At 59.7% G+C, this 17,191-nt stretch carries 25 protein-coding genes; 10 read left to right on the top strand and 15 right to left on the bottom strand.

Going from position 1 to position 17,191, the window contains the following annotated elements:
* Nucleotides 1–73: 73 nt before the first annotated feature.
* From FHW77_RS23090 to FHW77_RS23080, 3 genes are all read left to right on the top strand, one after another.
* Entirely contained in the window at nucleotides 74–1,186 is a 1,113-nt protein-coding gene (locus tag FHW77_RS23090) for an FAD binding domain-containing protein (protein WP_044458855.1), read from the top strand.
* Between the two features lie 95 nt (nucleotides 1,187–1,281).
* The gene (locus FHW77_RS23085) at nucleotides 1,282–2,091 is read left to right on the top strand and encodes a cyclase family protein (protein WP_044458856.1); all 810 of its coding nucleotides are present in this window, start codon (nucleotides 1,282–1,284) and stop codon (nucleotides 2,089–2,091) included.
* 82 nt (nucleotides 2,092–2,173) lie between these two features.
* Nucleotides 2,174–3,943 carry a tetratricopeptide repeat protein gene (locus tag FHW77_RS23080; RefSeq protein WP_210277053.1) on the top strand — a complete coding sequence of 590 codons (1,770 nt, stop codon included), beginning with the start codon at nucleotides 2,174–2,176 and terminating at the stop codon, nucleotides 3,941–3,943.
* 47 nt (nucleotides 3,944–3,990) lie between these two features.
* Here FHW77_RS23080 and gst read toward each other — a convergent pair whose 3' ends face one another.
* The 9 genes from gst to FHW77_RS23035 form a co-directional block, all read right to left on the bottom strand.
* Nucleotides 3,991–4,689: a glutathione transferase, Atu5508 family gene (gene gst, locus FHW77_RS23075; RefSeq protein WP_022563940.1), complete on the bottom strand. Its 699-nt coding sequence runs from the start codon at nucleotides 4,687–4,689 to the stop codon at nucleotides 3,991–3,993.
* Nucleotides 4,690–4,754: 65 nt separating this feature from the next.
* Nucleotides 4,755–5,048 (bottom strand): hypothetical protein, encoded by a 294-nt coding sequence (locus FHW77_RS23070; protein ID WP_044458857.1) that lies wholly within the window; start codon nucleotides 5,046–5,048, stop codon nucleotides 4,755–4,757.
* A gap of 173 nt (nucleotides 5,049–5,221) precedes the next feature.
* Entirely contained in the window at nucleotides 5,222–7,012 is a 1,791-nt protein-coding gene (locus tag FHW77_RS23065; RefSeq protein WP_044458858.1) for an ABC transporter ATP-binding protein, read from the bottom strand.
* A 451-nt stretch (nucleotides 7,013–7,463) separates the two neighbouring features.
* Nucleotides 7,464–8,453 carry a Bug family tripartite tricarboxylate transporter substrate binding protein gene (locus tag FHW77_RS23060; protein ID WP_044458859.1) on the bottom strand — a complete coding sequence of 330 codons (990 nt, stop codon included), beginning with the start codon at nucleotides 8,451–8,453 and terminating at the stop codon, nucleotides 7,464–7,466.
* A 100-nt stretch (nucleotides 8,454–8,553) separates the two neighbouring features.
* On the bottom strand, nucleotides 8,554–9,246 hold the full coding sequence (locus FHW77_RS23055; protein ID WP_044458860.1) for a superoxide dismutase: 693 nt from the start codon (nucleotides 9,244–9,246) through the stop codon (nucleotides 8,554–8,556).
* 165 nt (nucleotides 9,247–9,411) lie between these two features.
* Nucleotides 9,412–9,738: a GCG_CRPN prefix-to-repeats domain-containing protein gene (locus FHW77_RS23050; protein ID WP_022563936.1), complete on the bottom strand. Its 327-nt coding sequence runs from the start codon at nucleotides 9,736–9,738 to the stop codon at nucleotides 9,412–9,414.
* Between the two features lie 127 nt (nucleotides 9,739–9,865).
* A complete protein-coding gene (locus FHW77_RS23045; RefSeq protein ID WP_044458862.1) occupies nucleotides 9,866–10,156 on the bottom strand; it encodes a DUF3175 domain-containing protein in 291 nt (96 codons plus the stop codon).
* Nucleotides 10,157–10,177: 21 nt separating this feature from the next.
* Nucleotides 10,178–10,366, bottom strand: coding sequence for a hypothetical protein (locus FHW77_RS23040; RefSeq protein WP_034497806.1), 189 nt, complete (start codon nucleotides 10,364–10,366; stop codon nucleotides 10,178–10,180).
* Between the two features lie 14 nt (nucleotides 10,367–10,380).
* The gene (locus tag FHW77_RS23035; protein ID WP_044458993.1) at nucleotides 10,381–10,584 is read right to left on the bottom strand and encodes a hypothetical protein; all 204 of its coding nucleotides are present in this window, start codon (nucleotides 10,582–10,584) and stop codon (nucleotides 10,381–10,383) included.
* Between the two features lie 142 nt (nucleotides 10,585–10,726).
* Between FHW77_RS23035 and FHW77_RS23030 the strand changes: the two genes are divergently transcribed.
* Together FHW77_RS23030 and FHW77_RS23025 are read left to right on the top strand one after the other, a co-directional pair.
* The gene (locus FHW77_RS23030) at nucleotides 10,727–10,915 is read left to right on the top strand and encodes a hypothetical protein (protein WP_004444474.1); all 189 of its coding nucleotides are present in this window, start codon (nucleotides 10,727–10,729) and stop codon (nucleotides 10,913–10,915) included.
* A 47-nt stretch (nucleotides 10,916–10,962) separates the two neighbouring features.
* Entirely contained in the window at nucleotides 10,963–11,202 is a 240-nt protein-coding gene (locus FHW77_RS23025; protein ID WP_044458863.1) for a DUF6894 family protein, read from the top strand.
* On the opposite strand, the gene FHW77_RS23020 is transcribed toward FHW77_RS23025, so the two are convergent.
* Nucleotides 11,158–11,931 carry a Crp/Fnr family transcriptional regulator gene (locus FHW77_RS23020; RefSeq protein WP_044458864.1) on the bottom strand — a complete coding sequence of 258 codons (774 nt, stop codon included), beginning with the start codon at nucleotides 11,929–11,931 and terminating at the stop codon, nucleotides 11,158–11,160. The two genes, FHW77_RS23025 and FHW77_RS23020, sit on opposite strands and share 45 nt — an antisense overlap.
* A 172-nt stretch (nucleotides 11,932–12,103) precedes the next feature.
* Entirely contained in the window at nucleotides 12,104–12,616 is a 513-nt protein-coding gene (locus FHW77_RS23015; protein WP_353618995.1) for a zinc-binding dehydrogenase, read from the bottom strand.
* On the opposite strand from FHW77_RS23015, the gene FHW77_RS26985 reads away from it, so the two are divergent.
* The 3 genes from FHW77_RS26985 to FHW77_RS23000 all read left to right on the top strand — a co-directional run bounded on the left by FHW77_RS26985 (nucleotide 12,500) and on the right by FHW77_RS23000 (nucleotide 14,316).
* Nucleotides 12,500–13,225, top strand: a complete 726-nt coding sequence (locus FHW77_RS26985; protein WP_313076327.1) for a class I SAM-dependent methyltransferase — start codon at nucleotides 12,500–12,502, stop codon at nucleotides 13,223–13,225. The genes FHW77_RS23015 and FHW77_RS26985 overlap by 117 nt on opposite strands.
* A gap of 4 nt (nucleotides 13,226–13,229) precedes the next feature.
* Nucleotides 13,230–13,886 (top strand): UdgX family uracil-DNA binding protein, encoded by a 657-nt coding sequence (locus tag FHW77_RS23005; RefSeq protein ID WP_044458865.1) that lies wholly within the window; start codon nucleotides 13,230–13,232, stop codon nucleotides 13,884–13,886.
* Nucleotides 13,887–13,968: 82 nt separating this feature from the next.
* Nucleotides 13,969–14,316: a hypothetical protein gene (locus FHW77_RS23000; RefSeq protein WP_052808795.1), complete on the top strand. Its 348-nt coding sequence runs from the start codon at nucleotides 13,969–13,971 to the stop codon at nucleotides 14,314–14,316.
* A 71-nt stretch (nucleotides 14,317–14,387) separates the two neighbouring features.
* Here FHW77_RS23000 and FHW77_RS22995 read toward each other — a convergent pair whose 3' ends face one another.
* The 4 genes from FHW77_RS22995 to FHW77_RS22980 all read right to left on the bottom strand — a co-directional run bounded on the left by FHW77_RS22995 (nucleotide 14,388) and on the right by FHW77_RS22980 (nucleotide 15,784).
* A complete protein-coding gene (locus FHW77_RS22995; RefSeq protein WP_004444478.1) occupies nucleotides 14,388–14,534 on the bottom strand; it encodes a hypothetical protein in 147 nt (48 codons plus the stop codon).
* A 24-nt stretch (nucleotides 14,535–14,558) separates the two neighbouring features.
* Nucleotides 14,559–14,783, bottom strand: a complete 225-nt coding sequence (locus FHW77_RS22990; RefSeq protein ID WP_044458866.1) for a hypothetical protein — start codon at nucleotides 14,781–14,783, stop codon at nucleotides 14,559–14,561.
* A gap of 28 nt (nucleotides 14,784–14,811) precedes the next feature.
* Nucleotides 14,812–15,192 (bottom strand): DUF982 domain-containing protein, encoded by a 381-nt coding sequence (locus FHW77_RS22985; protein WP_152625425.1) that lies wholly within the window; start codon nucleotides 15,190–15,192, stop codon nucleotides 14,812–14,814.
* 91 nt (nucleotides 15,193–15,283) lie between these two features.
* Nucleotides 15,284–15,784 (bottom strand): YciE/YciF ferroxidase family protein, encoded by a 501-nt coding sequence (locus FHW77_RS22980; protein ID WP_004444481.1) that lies wholly within the window; start codon nucleotides 15,782–15,784, stop codon nucleotides 15,284–15,286.
* Between the two features lie 243 nt (nucleotides 15,785–16,027).
* On the opposite strand from FHW77_RS22980, the gene FHW77_RS22975 reads away from it, so the two are divergent.
* Together FHW77_RS22975 and FHW77_RS22970 are read left to right on the top strand one after the other, a co-directional pair.
* Nucleotides 16,028–16,387 (top strand): hypothetical protein, encoded by a 360-nt coding sequence (locus FHW77_RS22975; protein WP_044458867.1) that lies wholly within the window; start codon nucleotides 16,028–16,030, stop codon nucleotides 16,385–16,387.
* Between the two features lie 14 nt (nucleotides 16,388–16,401).
* Nucleotides 16,402–17,163 carry a Crp/Fnr family transcriptional regulator gene (locus tag FHW77_RS22970; RefSeq protein ID WP_044458868.1) on the top strand — a complete coding sequence of 254 codons (762 nt, stop codon included), beginning with the start codon at nucleotides 16,402–16,404 and terminating at the stop codon, nucleotides 17,161–17,163.
* Nucleotides 17,164–17,191: the final 28 nt, after the last annotated feature.

Below are 17,191 nucleotides of genomic sequence, written 5' to 3'. Positions count from 1 at the left end.
CCGATCAGCCGGCCTTCTCCCGTAAAGACAGAACGAACAATTGCCAGATCGATATCGAAAGGCAGGTACGGCCATGAAACCACTGAAAATCCGCATCGCTGGCGGCTCGCTTGCCGGGCTTTTCACCGCGATACTGCTTCAGCAGGACGAACACGATGTAAAGGTCTACGAACGCTCGTCATCCGGGCTTGCCGGGCGCGGGGCGGGACTGGTGCCTCAAAAGGACCTGTTCGACGTTCTGAGGGAAATCGGCTGCGAAGACGTTGCCAAGATCGGTGTGGTTGCGAAGGAGCGCATCTACCTCGATGCCGGCGGGCACATTGCCCAGCGCCAGCAAACGCCGCAGATGCAGGTCTCATGGGACTACCTCTTTGAGAGCGTATCCTCACGCCTCCTCTCCGATACCTATCGTCTCGGCCATCACGTCAACGACGTTCGCGAAGATCCGCAGGGAGTGACGCTCTCCTTTGCCGATGGCATGGAGGAACGTGCTGACCTCGTTATCGGCGCGGATGGTTTGGGTTCGGCCATCCGCAGCGCCGTCAACCAGCATTCGGAAAACGCCTATGCGGGCTACGTCGCCTGGCGCGGGCTGATCCCCGAAACAAGACTGCCTGCCGACGCCGCCCTGCTGCTGGACCGTTTCGCCTTCTACATCACGTCCGGAATTCATGTTCTGGGTTATCTCGTGCCGGGATCGCGCGGCGAGACACGGCAGGGACAGCGTCGCTATAACTGGGTCTGGTATCGTCCAACGCCTGCCGAAGATCTTGCCCGAACCTTCACGGGCCGGGACGGCAGGCATTTTGAGCATTCCCTCCCCCGCGGCGAGCTCCCCAGCAGCCGGAGGGCGCAACTGCGCGAAGAGGCCTTTTTCCTTCTGCCGCCGCAAATGGCGCTTGCCGTGGACGTAGAGGAGACGCCATCGATCCAGGGGATTTTTGATTTCGAGGCGGAACACATGGTCTCCCAGCGTATCGCCCTGGTCGGAGATGCCGCCTTCGTCGTTCGTCCTCACACGGCAATGGGTGTTTCAAAGGCGGCAGGCGATGCAATGGCGCTGCGCGACGCCCTGCGGCAAACGGACGACCTTCCTGCCGCCCTTGCGCGGTATCAGAACACCCGCCTGCCAGTGGGCAAGGCAATCGCCGCCTATGGACGCCGACTTGGCGAAACCGCGATGTGAATACGGGTGAAAAATCGGCCACGCTCCCGCCTTGCGCCCCTGCGTGTTTGCGTTACGCTTGCAACCGGGGAATTTCTCATTGGAGGGAATAAGGCATGTGCAATAGCTGCGTGATCGAGAACGTCAAACAGAACATGCTGTCACGGCGTCTGCTGTTCAAGGGTGCCGTGGCGGGTGTAACGGCGATGGCGGCGGGAAGCCTCGCGGCCCCGGTTCTGGCGCAATCGCCCAGACAGGTCGTCGATCTCACCCATACCTACGATTCCACGTTTCCGACGTTCGACGGAAAACCCGGCATTGAGATGGAGTGGGCAGCAGATATCGCCAAAAGCGGCTATCAACTCCATAAGCTGACCATCTTCGAACACACCGGAACGCATATCGATGCGCCTTTCCACTTTAGCGCAGACGGCGCCAGCGTCGATCAACTCGAGCCGCAAAAGCTCCTCGCCCCTCTGGTCATCATCGACATTACGGATCGCGCGAGGGAGGACGCCAATTCCACGGTCGAGGCAGGCGACATTGAACGCTGGATATCGGAAAATGGCGACATTCCGGCAGGCGCAATCGTGGCTTTGCGCTCCGGCTGGGCAACGAAAGTGAAAAGCCCGGCCTTCCGTAATGACGACGCCGGAAAATTTGCCTTCCCCGGCTTCGGCAAGTCGGCCACCGACCTCCTGCTCAAGCTGGATACAGTCGCCATCGGCGTCGACACACTCTCGCTGGATCCGGGCAATTCTGCAGACTTCGCTGTCCATAATTCCTGGCTACCCGCTGGGCGCTACGGGATCGAGGGGCTGAACAATCTGGAAGCACTGCCGGCGAAGGGGGCGACCATCATCGTCGGCGCGCCTGCCCACCGAGGCGGAACAGGCGGACCAGCCCGTATTTTGGCTCTGGTCTGACGCCGGTAGAGTTTGCCGCAAACCCGAAATCCGAAACGGATACCATCCGCTTGCCATCGCAGGTACAAAAAGGGATTCTAAAATGAAAGGCCTTCGGAAGACCCTCGTTTTGCTCCTTTCGCCATGCCTGTTGAGCGGGGTTCAAGCTCTTGCCGCCGACAGCGTGGTCGTTCCCGGCTACGCCCCGGAAACGGGGGCGGAATATCTCTACCGTTCCCATAAAACCACCTCCACCGACATGTCGTTGTGGTTCGACAGGCCGGCAGCGATCATGCGCGGAGATTTTCGGCAGCGCATGACGGTCCTGTCGCGGGATGCGGAGGGTATGCGCGTGCGCTGGTCCCTCAGCGCAGATTTGCCACAGGACGCCGAAGGCGCTGCAGACACTTACGCAATGAACGCTCTCTATCGGAACACTCTGTCGGCCTATGGCGTCCGGCAGGTGGAATATGAAGCGGGACTTAACGGCTTTCCTGGCAAACTCGTCGGATTGGATGCGATCCTCGGCAACCTGCACAGCACCTCGGTTGTCGGACCGGATGGCAGCGTTGCGAACCAGCCAGCGGGTTTGCGCGATATTGTCGAGGGCATCAAAAGCAATCCAATCCTGGTTATTCATAATCTCGCACCGGAGGCAGAGCTTCTTTCCACAATACAGGAGCAGGAAAGTTCCACATACGAGATCGGCCAGTCAGGTACGGCGTCGGTGGTGGAATATGCGCGGGAAACGCCCATTCCCGTCGCCATCGAATGGACGCTCGAGACCGCAGATATCTCCGGACAAACAGCCACCTTCAGCCTCCAAAAAACCTACGACCACGTTGCGCTCCAGCAATCACAGGCTTCTGCGGTGGAAGGAGTGATCTCAAGCTTCGGTGAAAAGGCCAAACAGCTTGGCGACGAGCAACTGGCGGCCGCCAGAAACGCAAGCAAAAACGTGCAGATGACTGTCGTCATGTCACTGCGCGATGGATCGACCCTCGAAGCGACGGAAACCGTTTTGGCGGAAAGCGGCGGCATTAAAATCAGGACCCAAACCCACGTGTGGCGTGAGGACCTGCCGCGAAATCTGCCAGACCTGCCGGACTGGATCACTCACACCGTATCTGCAGCATCCCTTGATCCGTTGCCGGAACGTGGCGCCAATGCTCCGGCCCTCACGTCAGGACTTACCGCGCCAACGGCACTTGAAGAAGGACAGGCGGCCTATGACAGCGGCAATTATGGCGCCGCCCTGCGCTCGTGGAAACCGCTCGCCGATGGGGGAAGCCCGGCCGCGCAATATAAGGTTGCCGTTCTTTACCAGGCGGGTCTGGGCGTCGACCGTGATACGGCACTCGCCGCCGCATACATCCGCAAAGCGGCGGATCAGGGCTGGGCGGAAGCGCAAAGCAGCCTTAGCGATCTCTATGCGGTCGGCCAGGATGTTCCGCAGGACCTGGAACTCGCCGTGTCCTGGGGCCGCAAAGCAGCAGAACAAGGGCTGGCTGTCGCCCAGTACAATCTGGGGTACAGCTACGAAAGCGGCCAGGGTATCGCTCAGGATTATGCACAGGCGTTGATCTGGTATCGCCGTGCCGCCGATCAGGGTTTTGCAACCGCTCAGTACGCTGTCGGCCTGCTCTACGATCAGGGTCTCGGCGTTACCCGCGACTATGGTGAAGCAGTCAGCTGGTATAAAAAAGCCGCCGATCAGGGGCTTGCCGTCGCCCAGGGCAATCTAGGGAACATGTATGGAATGGGACATGGCGTTGCGCAGGATCGGGCCGAGGCCATCACATGGTTCCGCAAAGCCGCCGATCAAGGACTTGCGACTGCGCAGGAATCGCTGAAAAGGCTGGAGCAACCCTAGCTGTGGCCGGATCGCTTTCTGACCGGGGGCCGATGATGCCCCGGTCCTCAGCCAGCTACTTTCCGCAGCGATTTTTCAATCTGCCCTCCGCAATAAGCGTCGCCATAGTCGTCAAAGGCGCGGCGGCTCAGGGCGGCCAGCGGGGCCGTCTCTTTCATTCGGCTGGAATAGGCCCAGATGACGGGCGACGTATCCTCAATTATGCGCCTGATGACTGGAAAGCGGTCTGCAACTGTCGTCCAGAGAATTGCCGTGACGACATCTGCGACGCCGGGTGTCTCCGTTCCCAGCATGAACCCCGAATCGCCGGTCAGACCGTGTCTCGCTCCCGTGTCCTCGAAAATGCGGATCCACTCCTGCAACCGGGGAACGAACGCCTCCCATTTTTCAGGGGTCCACATCTCGCGCCCACCGTCGAGCGTCAGTTCATCGATCACATCGTTGGCATCGTTTACGATCTTGGCAGTGAGCGCGCGGCCCTCGGCGCCCGGCGGCAGAAGCTGCAACCGCTCGCCGAGATAGAGGGCGATTGCGGGCATCTGCGAGAGAGCGAAATTGCGCTCTCGATCGATCAGCACCGGCGGTCCCATGAACGCTATGGGCTGCTTGCCGGCATCACGGCCCATGATCTCCTCGATTGCACCGGCATCGTGTTCGTCCCAGGTACACCCGCCATGCGCTAAAAGTCCGCGAATGAACTGGCCTCGGAACGGGACCGGCCAGTAATAAAGTTCGAAGTTGCTCATTGCTGGCTCCTTATTGCGGTGCGCGGCGCGGGCGGCTGGTACGTAAGCGCCTCACGGTTTTGGCATCACCGGTGTGAAACGCGGATCGCACCGGCGTCACCGAGGCTGCGCTGGACAGTCGCAATCCGGCTGGATGCAATATCGGCGGACACCTCGATCTCGCCCTCATGCGGCGCATCGCTGCGAGGCAGGTCACCACGTGAAGATTGGGTGCCGGTCGTATTCTGCTCTGATGTGGACTGGATGAAGATATCCGGACGGGAGATCCCGTGCTGCTGGACCAGATGCTCGACGGCGATATCGGCTGCCTCGCGTGTTTCGAAAATGGCGCAAATGGTGACGGTGGCATCGTCGGCCATGGCTGTTCTCCCTTCAGGCTTAACTCAAACACCCAAACGCCCGGAGAGGCTGGTGGTTTCCGGGCTCCGTCAGTTTTTGCTCGGAGATACGCGTCCTTAGCGGAAAAGTCGTGCGCGGATCGACGATGCGGCACGGCAACGCCGGAGCATCACTTGCTCCGGCGTTGCTTTTGTCATGCAACCAAGCCCTTGGTAAGTTCCAGAGCCTGCCGCTCGAACAACCGGCGATAAATGCCGTCATTGAGCCGGATCAGCGCCTGATGGTCGCCCTCTTCAACGATCCTGCCCCTGTCGAATACGAGCAGACGGTCCAGAGCCCTGACGGTCGAAAGCCGGTGGGCGATGACCAGCGTGGTGCGCCCTTCCATCAGGCGTTCCATAGCCCGCTGGATCTGCACCTCGCTTTCGCTGTCGAGGCTTGAGGTTGCCTCATCAAGGATCAGCACCGGCGCATCCGCCAGGAAGGCGCGGGCGATCGCGACCCGCTGGCGCTCCCCGCCTGACAGCTTGACGCCACGTTCGCCCACCATGGTCTCATAGCCCTTGGGCAGGGACATGATGAAGTCATGGGCGCTGGCCTGTTTCGCCGCCTGCTCGATTTCGCGCCGCGACGCGTCCGGCCGGCCATAGGCGATGTTTTCCGCCAGTGTGCGATGAAACAGGATCGGCTCCTGCTGCACGATGGCAATCTGCCCTCGCAGGCTCGCCTGGGTGACATCGGCAATGTTCTGCCCATCGATGCGGATCGCACCGGACCTGATATCGTAGAGGCGCTGGATGAGCTTGACGAAGGTCGTCTTGCCAGAGCCGGAGTGGCCGACCAGTCCCACACGCTCACCGGGTTTTATGGTGACTGAGAAGTCATCATAAAGCGGCGTGGCGTGCGCGCCATACTGGAAGGTGACGTGATCGAAAACGATCTCGCCTTTTCCAATATGAATCGGTTTCGCATCCGGCCGGTCCTCGACGCCAAGCGGCATCTTGGAAAGCAGCACCAGCTCTTCCATATCGTTGACGGCGCGCTGCAGGTTGCGGATATCCTGCCCCACGTCCCGCAGATATCCCTGCAGCACGAAGAACATGGCCAGCACGAAGGTGATGTCGCCCGGCGTCGCGAGCCCCTGTCGCCACATGATGAGGCCGGTGCCGAGAATGCCGGCCTGCATGGAAACCATCATGAAGCTCTGGATCGTGCCGTTTATCGTGCCGCGTTTCCATGTCCTGCGCGTGCGGTTATCCCACTTCACCAGCACCTGGCCGAGCCGTGTTTCTTCACGCGGTTCCGCGCCAAAGGCCTTCACGACCGAATTGCAGCTGATGGCATCCGCCAGCGCGCCGCCAAGCCTCGTATCCCAGGCATTGGCAAGCCGTGCGGCCGGCGAAACATATCCCATGGAAAGCCCCACCGTCACACCGACATAGATCAGCGAGCCGAGACCGACGATGAGGCCCATGACGGGCCAGTAACTGCCGAGAACGATGGTGGCGCCCACCAGCATGACGAGCGATGGCAGAAGCGCGATGAGCAGGAGGTCATTGAGCGAATCGAGCGCCCACATGCCACGCGTGATCTTGCGCACCGTGGAGCCGGCAAAGCTGTTCGCGTGCCAGTCCGTGGAGAAACGCTGCACCTTGTGAAAACCGTTATTGGTAACATCCGCCATGGTTTTCAACGTCAGCCGGATGATGCCGTTGAAGATGAACCAGCGCAGCGCGACGCTGGTCAGCCCCAGCGCCACCACGATGATGAAGGCGCGCAGCGCCTGATCCGCCGCATCGCCGCCGGCGATGGCATCGACGATCCGCCCGGAGAAGACCGGCACCATGACTTCGGCCAATGTGCTGGCGATGACCAGAACGATGATGAAACCCACCAGCGCCGGCCGGTGGCGCCAGTGGTGAAAGACAAAGCCGAGCACATGACGATAGGCATCGGCGCGGAAATCGAGCTTCTTGCGAGACATTTTTACCAGCACGGCGCCATTCTGCTCGGCGACCGGTCCTTGAAATGGAAGTTGGAAGGCACAGCCCGGGCGGGAGACAAAATGATCCCGTCAGATCAATCGGACTGTGAAGGAAAACAAAACCGCATGTCGGGCGCGCAAAAGGCGGGCCGCGAATGGATATGACCTAGTGTCTGGTCATTCCCTGCGGGAGGGTTTCGATGAATGCTGGTGTCATGCAACGCCTCCCTTGGTTCGATCTGATGCGGTAAAGAAATTTCTAGCTGAACCTGGCAGACTTGCAAAGCCGGTTTTTGCAACCTTGTGGCAAGTGATGCGAAAACGCCACATTGGCGCTTGGCGACTATATCCGTGGCCGATGCGGCCCGGCCACGGCCTTATGATGCCAGAAGCCCCGCCGCGCCCCTCTGGGGACGCAGCGGAAATCGGAAGATCGGTCTATCGAGCCCGATCAATCCATCTGGACATTTGCCGCCTTGACGACGGGTTCCCACTTGGCGATTTCAGCCGAGACATGGGTTTTCAGCTCCTCTGGCGTGGAGGCGACGATTTTGGCGCTGAAATCCGCCATGCGGGCGGCGACGGCCGGATCGGCAAGCGCTTTCTTGGCGGCGGCATTCAGCTTGTCGACCACCTCGGCCGGCGTTTCGGCTGGTGCAAAGAGCGCGTTCCAGGTATAGGTCTCATAACCCGGTACGGTTTCGGCGATCGTCGGCAAATCCGGGAAGGATGAAGCGCGCTCGCTGGTGGTGACGCCAAGTGCCCGCAAGGTGCCGGATTTCATGTGGCCCGACGAAGACGGCAGATTGTCGAACATGATGGAAATCTGGTTGCCGAGAAGATCGTTGAGCGCCGGGCCGGAACCCTTGTAGGGCACGTGCTGCATGCTGACGCCAGCCATGCTCTTGAACAGCTCGCCGGAAAGATGAAGCGGTGTTCCGTTCCCGGAAGACGCATAGGCGTGTTTGTCCGGCTCGGCTTTCAGCAGCGCGATCAGTTCCTCGACGCTGTTGACGTTGAGCTTCGGGTTAACGACCAGCACGTTCGGCACCACCACCAGCAATGAAACCGGAGCAAAGTCCTTTTCGGGATCATAGGGCTTGGTCTTGAGGATGAGCGGGTTAAGAGCGTGGGTCGCCACCGTGCCCATCAGGATAGTATAGCCATCCGGTTCCGCGCGGGCAACGCGGTCGGCGCCGAGATTGCCGCCTGCGCCTGCGACATTTTCAACAACGATCTGCTGGCCGAGTTCGTCGCCCATCTTCTGAGCGATGACGCGGGCGACCACATCGGTGGAGCCGCCGGCCGCAAAGGGAACCACCAGCGTTATCGTCCGATCCGGAAAGCCCTGCGCGCTCGCCGTCATTCCCAACATGCCGAAAGAAACTGCCGCCGCGGCAAGTTTCAACACCATGCGCCGTTTAGAAAACCGGTAATTCATGAACCCTCCTGTAACATGGCCTCCCCGCCATGGCGGCATAGTAGCTCAAATGCACCTGAGGGCAAGCCGCCGGGAAACATGGCCCGGCGGCGAAACGCGGCTAGGCTTTCATGCGCTCCTCCACGACCCGCCAGTTGATCAGCTTGTCGAGCACGGCGCGGATGTGTTCGGCCTTGCGGTTTTCATAATCGACGTAATAGGCATGTTCCCAGATATCGATGCCGAGATAAGCCGGCCGTCCGACGGCGACCGGGTTGTTGCCATCCTCATAGCCGATCAGCGCAAGCCCGCTGTCGTCACGCGTCAGCCACACCCAGCCGGTGCCGAACACGGTGTCCGAGACATCGACGGCGCGTTTGACGAAGCCGTCATAACCGCCAAAGGCATTATCGATTGAAGCCGCGAGATCGCCCTGCGGCCGGTTGGGGCCGCCCGGAACGAACTGATCCCAGTAGGCAACGTGGTTCCAGGCCTGGGCCGCATTGTTGAAGATCTTGACGTCCGCAGCCTCCTTCGACCGGGCGGATTCGACGACGATGCGATCGAGCTCCATATCGGCATAACGGGTGCCGGCGGCCAGCGTATTGAGCTTGTCGTAATAGGCTTTGTGATGCTTGCCATAATGCAGCCCCACCGTCTTTGCCGAAATCACCGGCGCCAGATCCGCCTCGGCGAACGGAAGTGCCGGCTGGCTGAGGGGAAGCGCCGCCCGCGCCACGTGCGGACGGGGAAAGATGGCTGCGGCAGCGGTTGCCGCGCCGGCGGCGAGAATCGTGCGTCTGGTAATCTCCATGATGGTCCTCCTTGTCAGTGACGATTAAGGCAAACCCTGAAGGACGCCGGAGGTTGCCTGGATTTCCCCGAATTGTCCGGGCGGATATCCCCGGTCAGAAACCCCGGGGCCATTTCGCAAAGAAGGAAAAGCAAAAAGGCCCTCCGGATGGAGGGCCTCGTCTGCTCAGTAGCGGTAATAATCGCGACGGTCTCGCCAGTCACGATACTCCCGCCGGTCACGCCACTCGCGCCATTCGCGCCGTGCCTGACGTTCGCGCCATTCGCGGCGACCCTCCCAGCGATCGCGCCGGTCCCAGCCACGCTCGTAGCGCGGTCCGTTCGGGCGGCAATAGCCGCGGGGTGTCAGATGAAAGCCGCGGCCGCAGGCATAGTCCACATTCTGAATGTGGGATGCCGAAGGTGCGGATGGTTGACCGACGGGCATGGCGTTCGCGCCAGTGCCCAACAGGGCGCCGAGAATTACTCCAGCGGTTAAAATCATCTTACGCATCGCATCTCCCTCCTTATGGGATAGAGCGATTTAGCGCCTCGCCGGGTGAACTGTGGCTGAATGAATCTGGGTGTTTTCGTGGCAATTCGGCGGCAGCACCGACTGATGAATTCCCGGAAAAACCGCCCTATCCCGACTTGCCGAATTCCTTTCTCAGCTTGTCCTTTGCCTCCTCCAGAACCTCCTTACGCTCCTTCGGAAGCTTGCCACCTGCCCGATTGATATAGAAAACCAGCATCGACATTGCAGAGCGGAACGGGTTGGCCTTGCGCCGTGTCGAGTGTTCCGCCGAGGCTTTCAGCGACCGGGCGATGCCGGTGGGATCCTTTTTCGTGAAAACATCCTTCTCGATATCAAGCGCATCGCTTTCGCTGGTTACCTTCTGCGACCACTTCTTTTTCTTCTTGCCCTTTTTCATCGGTCTTCTCCCGACCCGGCGTCATTTTCGCTTCGGATCATGCGTGTGATGGCTGTCGCGCTCGCCGCCACCGCCGGAGACCTTGCTTTGGGAGCGCCTGTCGCTGTCTGCCGGCGGCTTTTTGATGTCCAGCGGTGCCTTGGCGTTTTCATGGGACGCGCCGGGGCCGCCCTGGCGGATGCTTGCCGGTGTCTTTGTCGAGGTCGACATCGTTTCCTCCTGTCCTATTGGTCGTCCTTGGTCTTCATCGCGTCGGAGACGCTTTTTTTCCTTGGATCGCGCAGATTTTCGCCCACGGCGTCCCTCTCACGTTCTGGATCGTCCTTGGGCTTCAGGTAGCCGCGCGGCCTGTTTTCTTCCGGCCCCTCCCAGCGCGGCGATTGGTCGGTGGTGCCAGGCGCACCGTCGCTTGGCGAATTATTACCCATTTTTGCCTCCTCAGTCGTTTCGCTGATCCCGAACCACTCAGCCCGGGCAATGTTCCCGGCCCGGCGACCGGGGCGAATTTTTCGAAACCATTCCGCCGGGTCGAAGTTAGGCGGTTTTGACACAAACTGGTGGAGCACGATGATGACGGACAAACCCCATGAGCCCGATCGCATCTCCCGGATCGTGTATGAGCAGCAGCAGGACTTCCTGAGGCGGTCGTCGCTGCAGTTCCTTGAATGCGCAATCCATCTCTGTGCGACGAACATGAGCATTTCCGAGCTTGCCGGGCGGCTGGAAAAGCAGGCGCAAATTTTGCGGGAATTCGGTTAGCGGCGGCGGAAACCCGCCGGAAGCCGCCAGGTTCTTGGGACACATCAATGCCAAGGTTTTTCTTCAGCATCGTCAGTGGCCAGCATATTCTCGATGATGACGAGGGAAGTGATCTCGCCTCGCTCGATCAGGCCATAGAGGAAGCCCACAAGGACGCCCGCGAACTGATGAGCGAGGCGATCCTTCAGGGACGCGACATCTCGGAAGGATGCGTCGTGATCCGCGATTCGGCCCGCGAGCTCTTAAAAGTGGTTCCCTTCGCCGATGCCCTCGACAGGAAGCCCTGAGGGGATGGGAATCTCTGCCCGCCATTGCGCCATTAGGCTTTCATATTCCTTTTCGGGGACACCATAGGTCACCCCCGCTGTCTCCTCGAGCACCTTGCGATCGATGATTCGCACATTGCCGCGTGTTGCCCGAATGGCCCGCATGCCCTCGAGGATATGCAGCTCATTGGTGATTCCCGGCCGTCGCACCCCCAATACACTAGACATGAACTCATGCGTAATGGGCAGATCATCGGTGTCCAGCCGGTCGTGGCACATCAGCAGCCAGCGGGACAGCCTTTCACGCAGGGCATATTGTCCGTTTGCGAGGACAAGCTGACCCACCTGAAGCAGACAGATATTGATATATCCCAGCAACAGGTCGCGAAGGCGTGCGTCCCGTTCCATCTCGCGCCTGAGATCGGCTGCAGCGATGACGAATCCCTCGCCCGCGACGCCCATCGTCGTCTCGTCGGGCGTTGTCCGCGCGCCCAGCAGAACAGGCCATCCGGTCATGCCCTCACGGCCGACAAGCATGTTCTCCATGCTTTTGCCGCCTTCCGTCCGGGCCACGGACGAAGCAATACCGCTCTCAATGAAACACACTCGCGAGATGGGCGTATTGGCGCCGACCAGTTGATAGCCCACGGGCAGATTGATCATCTCCATCCGGGCGACCAGCCGCGAAAACCCCTCTTCACCCAACGCCCTCAGCAATCGGTTGCGCGCAAAAATACTCGATCCAGGCATAACCGTTACCCGCTTCCCCCTCGCTCGACGACACCAAACGCGCGGCAACTTAGCAGCTTGAAATTGCAAGGAAATGCCATGTACGTTTCCGTACCCTTGGGCACCATCGCGGCCTTGCGATCGAACCGGGCAAAACCAGAATCCCATCAATGCAGGCGACCTCACGGTTCGCTTATGGGTAAGTTATCAGCGCTTTGAGAAAACTCTCGGGACGATCCCTGGTATCGTTCAACGCCCGGTCCAGATCATTCAGAGTATACCGGTGAGTATATAATGTCGACGGATCGAGCTCGCCCGCGGCAACCGCTGCCACGGCCTTCCTCATTCCGCTGATATAGATGGCCGGATCTCTTTCATGCGCATTGATGACATCAAGCCCGCGCCAGTTCCACAATTGCATATTGATCTGGCGCGGCCCGTCCTGGTGATAGCCGGCGATGATCAACCGGCCGCGTTCGGCCGTCAGTTCGCCTGCGAGATCAAGCGGCCACTGTTTGCCCACCGCTTCGATGACACGATCGCAGAAGCGCCCGTCAGTCAACTGCCTGACACATTCAATGATGCGCCAGTGATCATCCATCTCGACAAGCTCAGTCGCGCCCATCCGGTGCGCTACTTCCAGCGAAAAAGGCCGCCGCGATATGGCAATGACCCGTGCCCCGCGGCGGGCGGCAAGCTGCGTCAACAACGCGCCGATGAAGCCGATACCGATGATGGCGACCGTCTGCCCTGCCTCAATCCCGCTGCGTTCGAAGATGTTCATGGCGCAGCCGAGGGGCTCGCCCGGAAATGGATGACCATCCAGCTCGGACGGCAGGCGCACCACGAGGCCGGCATCGGCAATATCATGGATGGACTCGACATAGAGTTCCGGCAATTGTCGGTTTATGACGTGGCCAAGCTTGAAGAGCGTTTCGACCTCGTGATCTTCATGGGCGTATTTTACCATCTGCGGCATCCGCTGCTGGCGCTCGATCTCATCCACGAACATGTCGCAGCCGACATGATGCTCTTCCAGTCGCTCCAGCGGGGTGACGGGAGAATACCCGACCTCGAAGAAGATTACCCGTTTTCAGAATGGGCCATGTTCGAGGATCCCGCTTATCCCAAACTGTTTTTCGTGGAGGAACGGTATGCGGCCGATCCGACGAACTGGTTCATACCCAACAGGGCCGCGGTGGAGGCAATGCTTCGCAGCGCCGGCTTCATCATAGAGCGACATCCAGAACGAGAGGTTTATCTATGCCGGCGCGGGGCACGCCACTATGCGGCAGAGCCGCCGCCGGGAGAATAGACCCGTGCCGACCGCAGCCCGCAAGAACCGCCCCCCACCGGCCTTTCAGCCCGATCATGCCGATGCGCCTTCACTCGCTGCATTGCACAGGCAGGCCGAAGGCTGCGAACGTTGCGATCTTTACAAGAATGCCACCCAGCTGGTTTTTGGCGAGGGCAGAAACGATGCGAGCGTCGTGCTTGTCGGCGAACAGCCCGGCAATGACGAAGACCTGAAGGCCCATCCATTTGTCGGCCCCGCCAGCCGGCTGCTCGACGCGTGCCTGCAGGAAGCAGACGTCGATCGCTCGCAATGTTATGTCACCAATGCCGTCAAGCATTTCAAGTTTGAACAAAGAGGCAAACGGCGGCTCCATGCGCGCCCCAACAGCGGGGAAGTGCAGCGCTGCGCGTGGTGGCTGGGAGCGGAACTGCGGTTACTCAAACCAGAGCTCATGGTCGCCATGAGCGCGACGGCTTTCTATTCGCTCACCGGCCGTACCAGCGGAGTGACCGCGCAGCGGGGGCATCTCTCCACCACCCCTGGCGGAACACGCCTTCTCGTGACCATTCACCCTTCCTACCTGCTGCGCCTTCGCGACCGCGACGAGGCGCGATTACAACGGCAGGCCTTCGTCGCCGATCTACGCAAGATAAGGAAATTTCTGGCGGCGGCAGAATAAGCGGTCTGCTGGCAGCAATCATTTCCAGCCGCGGGAACAAGCTTCTTCAAGCGTGGTTAGGCACTGCCGAAAGGGAGGATTGATGGCAATGAAGAAGAAGATCGAATGTGAGATCATGGCACATGAAAATGGCTGGGCCGTTCTGGTCGGCAGTGTCATGGAGGCTGTTTACCCAAGCCGTTATCTCGCGGTAACATCGGCGAAGGCGCGGCACATGGACTTCATCCTTGTGGACGAAGCCATGCCACTGCGTCACTCGACGACGGACGTCATGGCGACCGACCGGGCGGTATCGCGCCGAAACGGTGAAGCGTTCCGGCTGACAGTCGCCGCGCCTTACCAGGTGGACATTCCCTTAAAACGCAGGCGCGGGGAAATAAACACGCCGGTCTCGATTGAAGGCCGGGACTTGGTCACTGGAAAATTTTAAGGGATAAGGTATGGATGCCGTCCGAAAAAGATGCCGGACGGCATCGCTCCATCTATCCGCCAGGCGCCGGTTCAGCCGGCCAGCAGCCAGACGAGAAAGCCGCCGATAAGGATGAAGACCAGGATGACGCCAAGCAATCGCGCCAGCCCCTCATTGGTATTGGTGTCGGCGCCGACAATCGTCCAATAGATCGATTTTTCGTCTGTCCGTTCGCTCATCTGCCTCTCCTCGCGGGATACTTGTCAGGATACGCGGCCAGGCTGCGTACCGACAAGGAAAGATAATGCAATCACGATAGCCAGTGCGAAGATAACCAAAGCATAGATCATCATCCTCTTCCATGTTCGCTTCCGTCCGCGAAAGGCACCGTCATCGACGCCGACGGGCGAATATTTGGAATCGAACTCCTCACTGACAGGGCGATTGAGGTCCTCTTCCGGTTTTATGCGGTCGCGTGGCTCGGCCATCTTGTCCTCGTGCTTTCTGTTCCGGGTCTCAGCGGCGGGGCGCGGCCGCCAAACTCCCTTTGCCGCCAGCTTTCGCCCCCGGAAAGAGCGGCAGCTGAGTATTTTTGATACCTGACGATGGGCCAAGCTGAATACCGGCCTCAAGACATGCCGCAATCAAATGCTCCCTCGCAGCCGCCGGAGACCCGTTTCTCAACATGGCCAGACGGCAACTCCTCAAAGCCCGAGCGTAATGGACGCCTGCCTTTTCAGGCCATTCCTCCTCCAGCAAACGAACCGCCTCATCCACGCCAGAAACATTGAAGCAGCGGCCGCCCAGGAAAATTTCAAGCGGATATGCGCCGAGCAGCGGAATTGTCGTCATCTTTTTCTCCATCGCCGTGGCATCTGCCACGCGGTCATGGACCATGAACGGTTCGGGCGCGGAAACAGCCCGCGCCGTCACTTACGGGTCGACTTTCGCATCCGAAATGCGGAAGACGGACCCAGCGCTATTTCCGTCAGGCGGCTTTCTGGCTTTTCGGGTTGGCAACCGTCGCGGCGAGTTTCGTCAGTTTTTTGTCGGTTGCGCCTTCTTCGTCGAGGTTTGCCTGAAGCAGCGGAACGCCTTCATCGATGCCCAGCTGGCCCGCCCACGCCACCAGAGTGCCATAACGGGCAATCTCGTAATGTTCGACGGCCTGCGCGGAGGCAATCAGGCCCGCATCGAGCGCCGGCGAATCCTTGAAGGATTCGATGATTTCCTCGGCTTCCGCAATAATGCCCTGAATGGCCTCGCACGTCTTGCCGCGCGCATTCTTGCCGATGATTTCGAACACGCGCTCCAGACGCTCGATCTGGCCTTGCGTCTCATCCCGGTGCTGCAGGAAACCCTGTTTCGCCTCTTCGAGCTGCGCGGCGCGCGCCATTTTCGGCAAGGCCTTGAGTATCTGTTTTTCCGCATAATAGATGTCCTTCAGGCCATCCAGAAACAGATCATCGAGCGTTTTTTGACTAGCCATTTACGTCTCCTTGAGTGAACGACGCCCCGAACCCCGCGTGCCCACAATTGTTCCGCTCTGGCTGAAAAGACCTGAAAAAAGCGCTTCCGGATGTACCGCGTTCATCGCCGGTGCATGTTCAGAACTACACAGTAGTGCCGTCTCGCATATATTTGATGAAATCGAATGAGCCGACTACGGTTAGTTAGTCATTATAGTATTGAATGGACATACGCATTGCCGGTGGCATGCGAGGAGCAAGGCATGCAGACTATCAAGCGTCTCCCTATAATGGTCATCGGCGCGGCCGACACAGTCACACCGGAAATAGCAGAAGCCTGGTCCCGAGCGCAGGTCGGTTTGATAGGGCCCTACTCGGCCGACGTTATGGAAAATGACGATACGCTGCTGTTTTCCGCCGCTATCATCGATGTCCGCTACGAGGCTGATATCATGCTTCGTCTGACCGATCAGCTTGAAGAGAAGGCCGTTCCCTACCTGTTTTTCGTGCCCCGACCGGTCTTCGAGAGCGAACCGGGACCTTTTGTGCTCTCCGCACGTTCAGAGGACATAGACAACATTGTCTCCGCCTTGACGGCGCAGGGAGGAGGCATAAGACACTAGCGAGGCAAAGCGTTATGCTGGAGCGGAGCAATGGGCGAGAAGAAACGGGTTTCCTCCTTTCCCTTCTTGATGCGGAAATCCGGAGCGAGGTGCTGAAGGCGTCGACATCGTTGACACTTTCGCTTGGCGACAAACTTTTCTCAGCCGGTCAGCGCATCGATCGCGTGCTTTTTCTCGCCTCGGGCATAGCATCCATCGTTGTAGTTTCCAGATCAGGACGGAAAACCGAGAGCGGCATCGTCGGACATGAAGGTTTCATACCCAGCGGTGCACTCGCCGGCGCGGAGGAGAACTTAACTGAGATCGTCGTTCAGGCGCCGGGCAAGGCGGTGGCTATGGACGTGGAGGTGTTCCGCAGCCTGATGGCGAAACATCAAATGTTCTCGGACATCGTGATCTGCGCCTCGCACGTCGCGAGGACGCAGGTGGAATGCACGGCCGCCGCCAACGCCACAGGCACGGTCAGCCAGCGCCTGGCGCGTTGGCTCCTGATGTGTCACGACCGCGTGCGTGGCGACCAGCTACAGTTGACCCACGATTTCCTGTCGATGATGCTGGCGGTGAGGCGCCCGAGCGTGACGGACGCGCTGCACGTCCTCGAAAGCGAACGCCTGATCCGCGCCGAGAGAGCAAAAATCACCATAAGGGACCGGCAAGCGCTGGAAACATATGCGCAGGAATATTACGGGCTGGCAGAGGAGGAAAGCGCGCGGGTATTCGCGCGCTTTCATGCGCAGATATCCGAAGTGGCCGGAAGACATAATCTCGCATTATAGGCAGATCGGCGCCTTCGGTACGGTCACG

The sequence above is a fragment of the Agrobacterium sp. RC10-4-1 genome (assembly GCF_014138475.1).
Classification (GTDB): domain Bacteria; phylum Pseudomonadota; class Alphaproteobacteria; order Rhizobiales; family Rhizobiaceae; genus Agrobacterium; species Agrobacterium pusense.
This window is presented reverse-complemented; position numbering and strand designations above follow the sequence as displayed.

Coding starts and splice junctions, on each gene's coding strand:
- FHW77_RS23090 (WP_044458855.1), top strand. CDS start 74: ATGAAACCACTGAAAATCCGCATCGCTGGCGGCTCGCTTGCCGGGCTT.
- FHW77_RS23085 (WP_044458856.1), top strand. CDS start 1,282: ATGTGCAATAGCTGCGTGATCGAGAACGTCAAACAGAACATGCTGTCA.
- FHW77_RS23080 (WP_210277053.1), top strand. CDS start 2,174: ATGAAAGGCCTTCGGAAGACCCTCGTTTTGCTCCTTTCGCCATGCCTG.
- gst (WP_022563940.1), bottom strand. CDS start 4,689: ATGAGCAACTTCGAACTTTATTACTGGCCGGTCCCGTTCCGAGGCCAG.
- FHW77_RS23070 (WP_044458857.1), bottom strand. CDS start 5,048: ATGGCCGACGATGCCACCGTCACCATTTGCGCCATTTTCGAAACACGC.
- FHW77_RS23065 (WP_044458858.1), bottom strand. CDS start 7,012: ATGTCTCGCAAGAAGCTCGATTTCCGCGCCGATGCCTATCGTCATGTG.
- FHW77_RS23060 (WP_044458859.1), bottom strand. CDS start 8,453: ATGAATTACCGGTTTTCTAAACGGCGCATGGTGTTGAAACTTGCCGCG.
- FHW77_RS23055 (WP_044458860.1), bottom strand. CDS start 9,246: ATGGAGATTACCAGACGCACGATTCTCGCCGCCGGCGCGGCAACCGCT.
- FHW77_RS23050 (WP_022563936.1), bottom strand. CDS start 9,738: ATGCGTAAGATGATTTTAACCGCTGGAGTAATTCTCGGCGCCCTGTTG.
- FHW77_RS23045 (WP_044458862.1), bottom strand. CDS start 10,156: ATGAAAAAGGGCAAGAAGAAAAAGAAGTGGTCGCAGAAGGTAACCAGC.
- FHW77_RS23040 (WP_034497806.1), bottom strand. CDS start 10,366: ATGTCGACCTCGACAAAGACACCGGCAAGCATCCGCCAGGGCGGCCCC.
- FHW77_RS23035 (WP_044458993.1), bottom strand. CDS start 10,584: ATGGGTAATAATTCGCCAAGCGACGGTGCGCCTGGCACCACCGACCAA.
- FHW77_RS23030 (WP_004444474.1), top strand. CDS start 10,727: ATGACGGACAAACCCCATGAGCCCGATCGCATCTCCCGGATCGTGTAT.
- FHW77_RS23025 (WP_044458863.1), top strand. CDS start 10,963: ATGCCAAGGTTTTTCTTCAGCATCGTCAGTGGCCAGCATATTCTCGAT.
- FHW77_RS23020 (WP_044458864.1), bottom strand. CDS start 11,931: ATGCCTGGATCGAGTATTTTTGCGCGCAACCGATTGCTGAGGGCGTTG.
- FHW77_RS23000 (WP_052808795.1), top strand. CDS start 13,969: ATGGCAATGAAGAAGAAGATCGAATGTGAGATCATGGCACATGAAAAT.
- FHW77_RS22995 (WP_004444478.1), bottom strand. CDS start 14,534: ATGAGCGAACGGACAGACGAAAAATCGATCTATTGGACGATTGTCGGC.
- FHW77_RS22990 (WP_044458866.1), bottom strand. CDS start 14,783: ATGGCCGAGCCACGCGACCGCATAAAACCGGAAGAGGACCTCAATCGC.
- FHW77_RS22985 (WP_152625425.1), bottom strand. CDS start 15,192: ATGGTCCATGACCGCGTGGCAGATGCCACGGCGATGGAGAAAAAGATG.
- FHW77_RS22980 (WP_004444481.1), bottom strand. CDS start 15,784: ATGGCTAGTCAAAAAACGCTCGATGATCTGTTTCTGGATGGCCTGAAG.
- FHW77_RS22975 (WP_044458867.1), top strand. CDS start 16,028: ATGCAGACTATCAAGCGTCTCCCTATAATGGTCATCGGCGCGGCCGAC.
- FHW77_RS22970 (WP_044458868.1), top strand. CDS start 16,402: ATGCTGGAGCGGAGCAATGGGCGAGAAGAAACGGGTTTCCTCCTTTCC.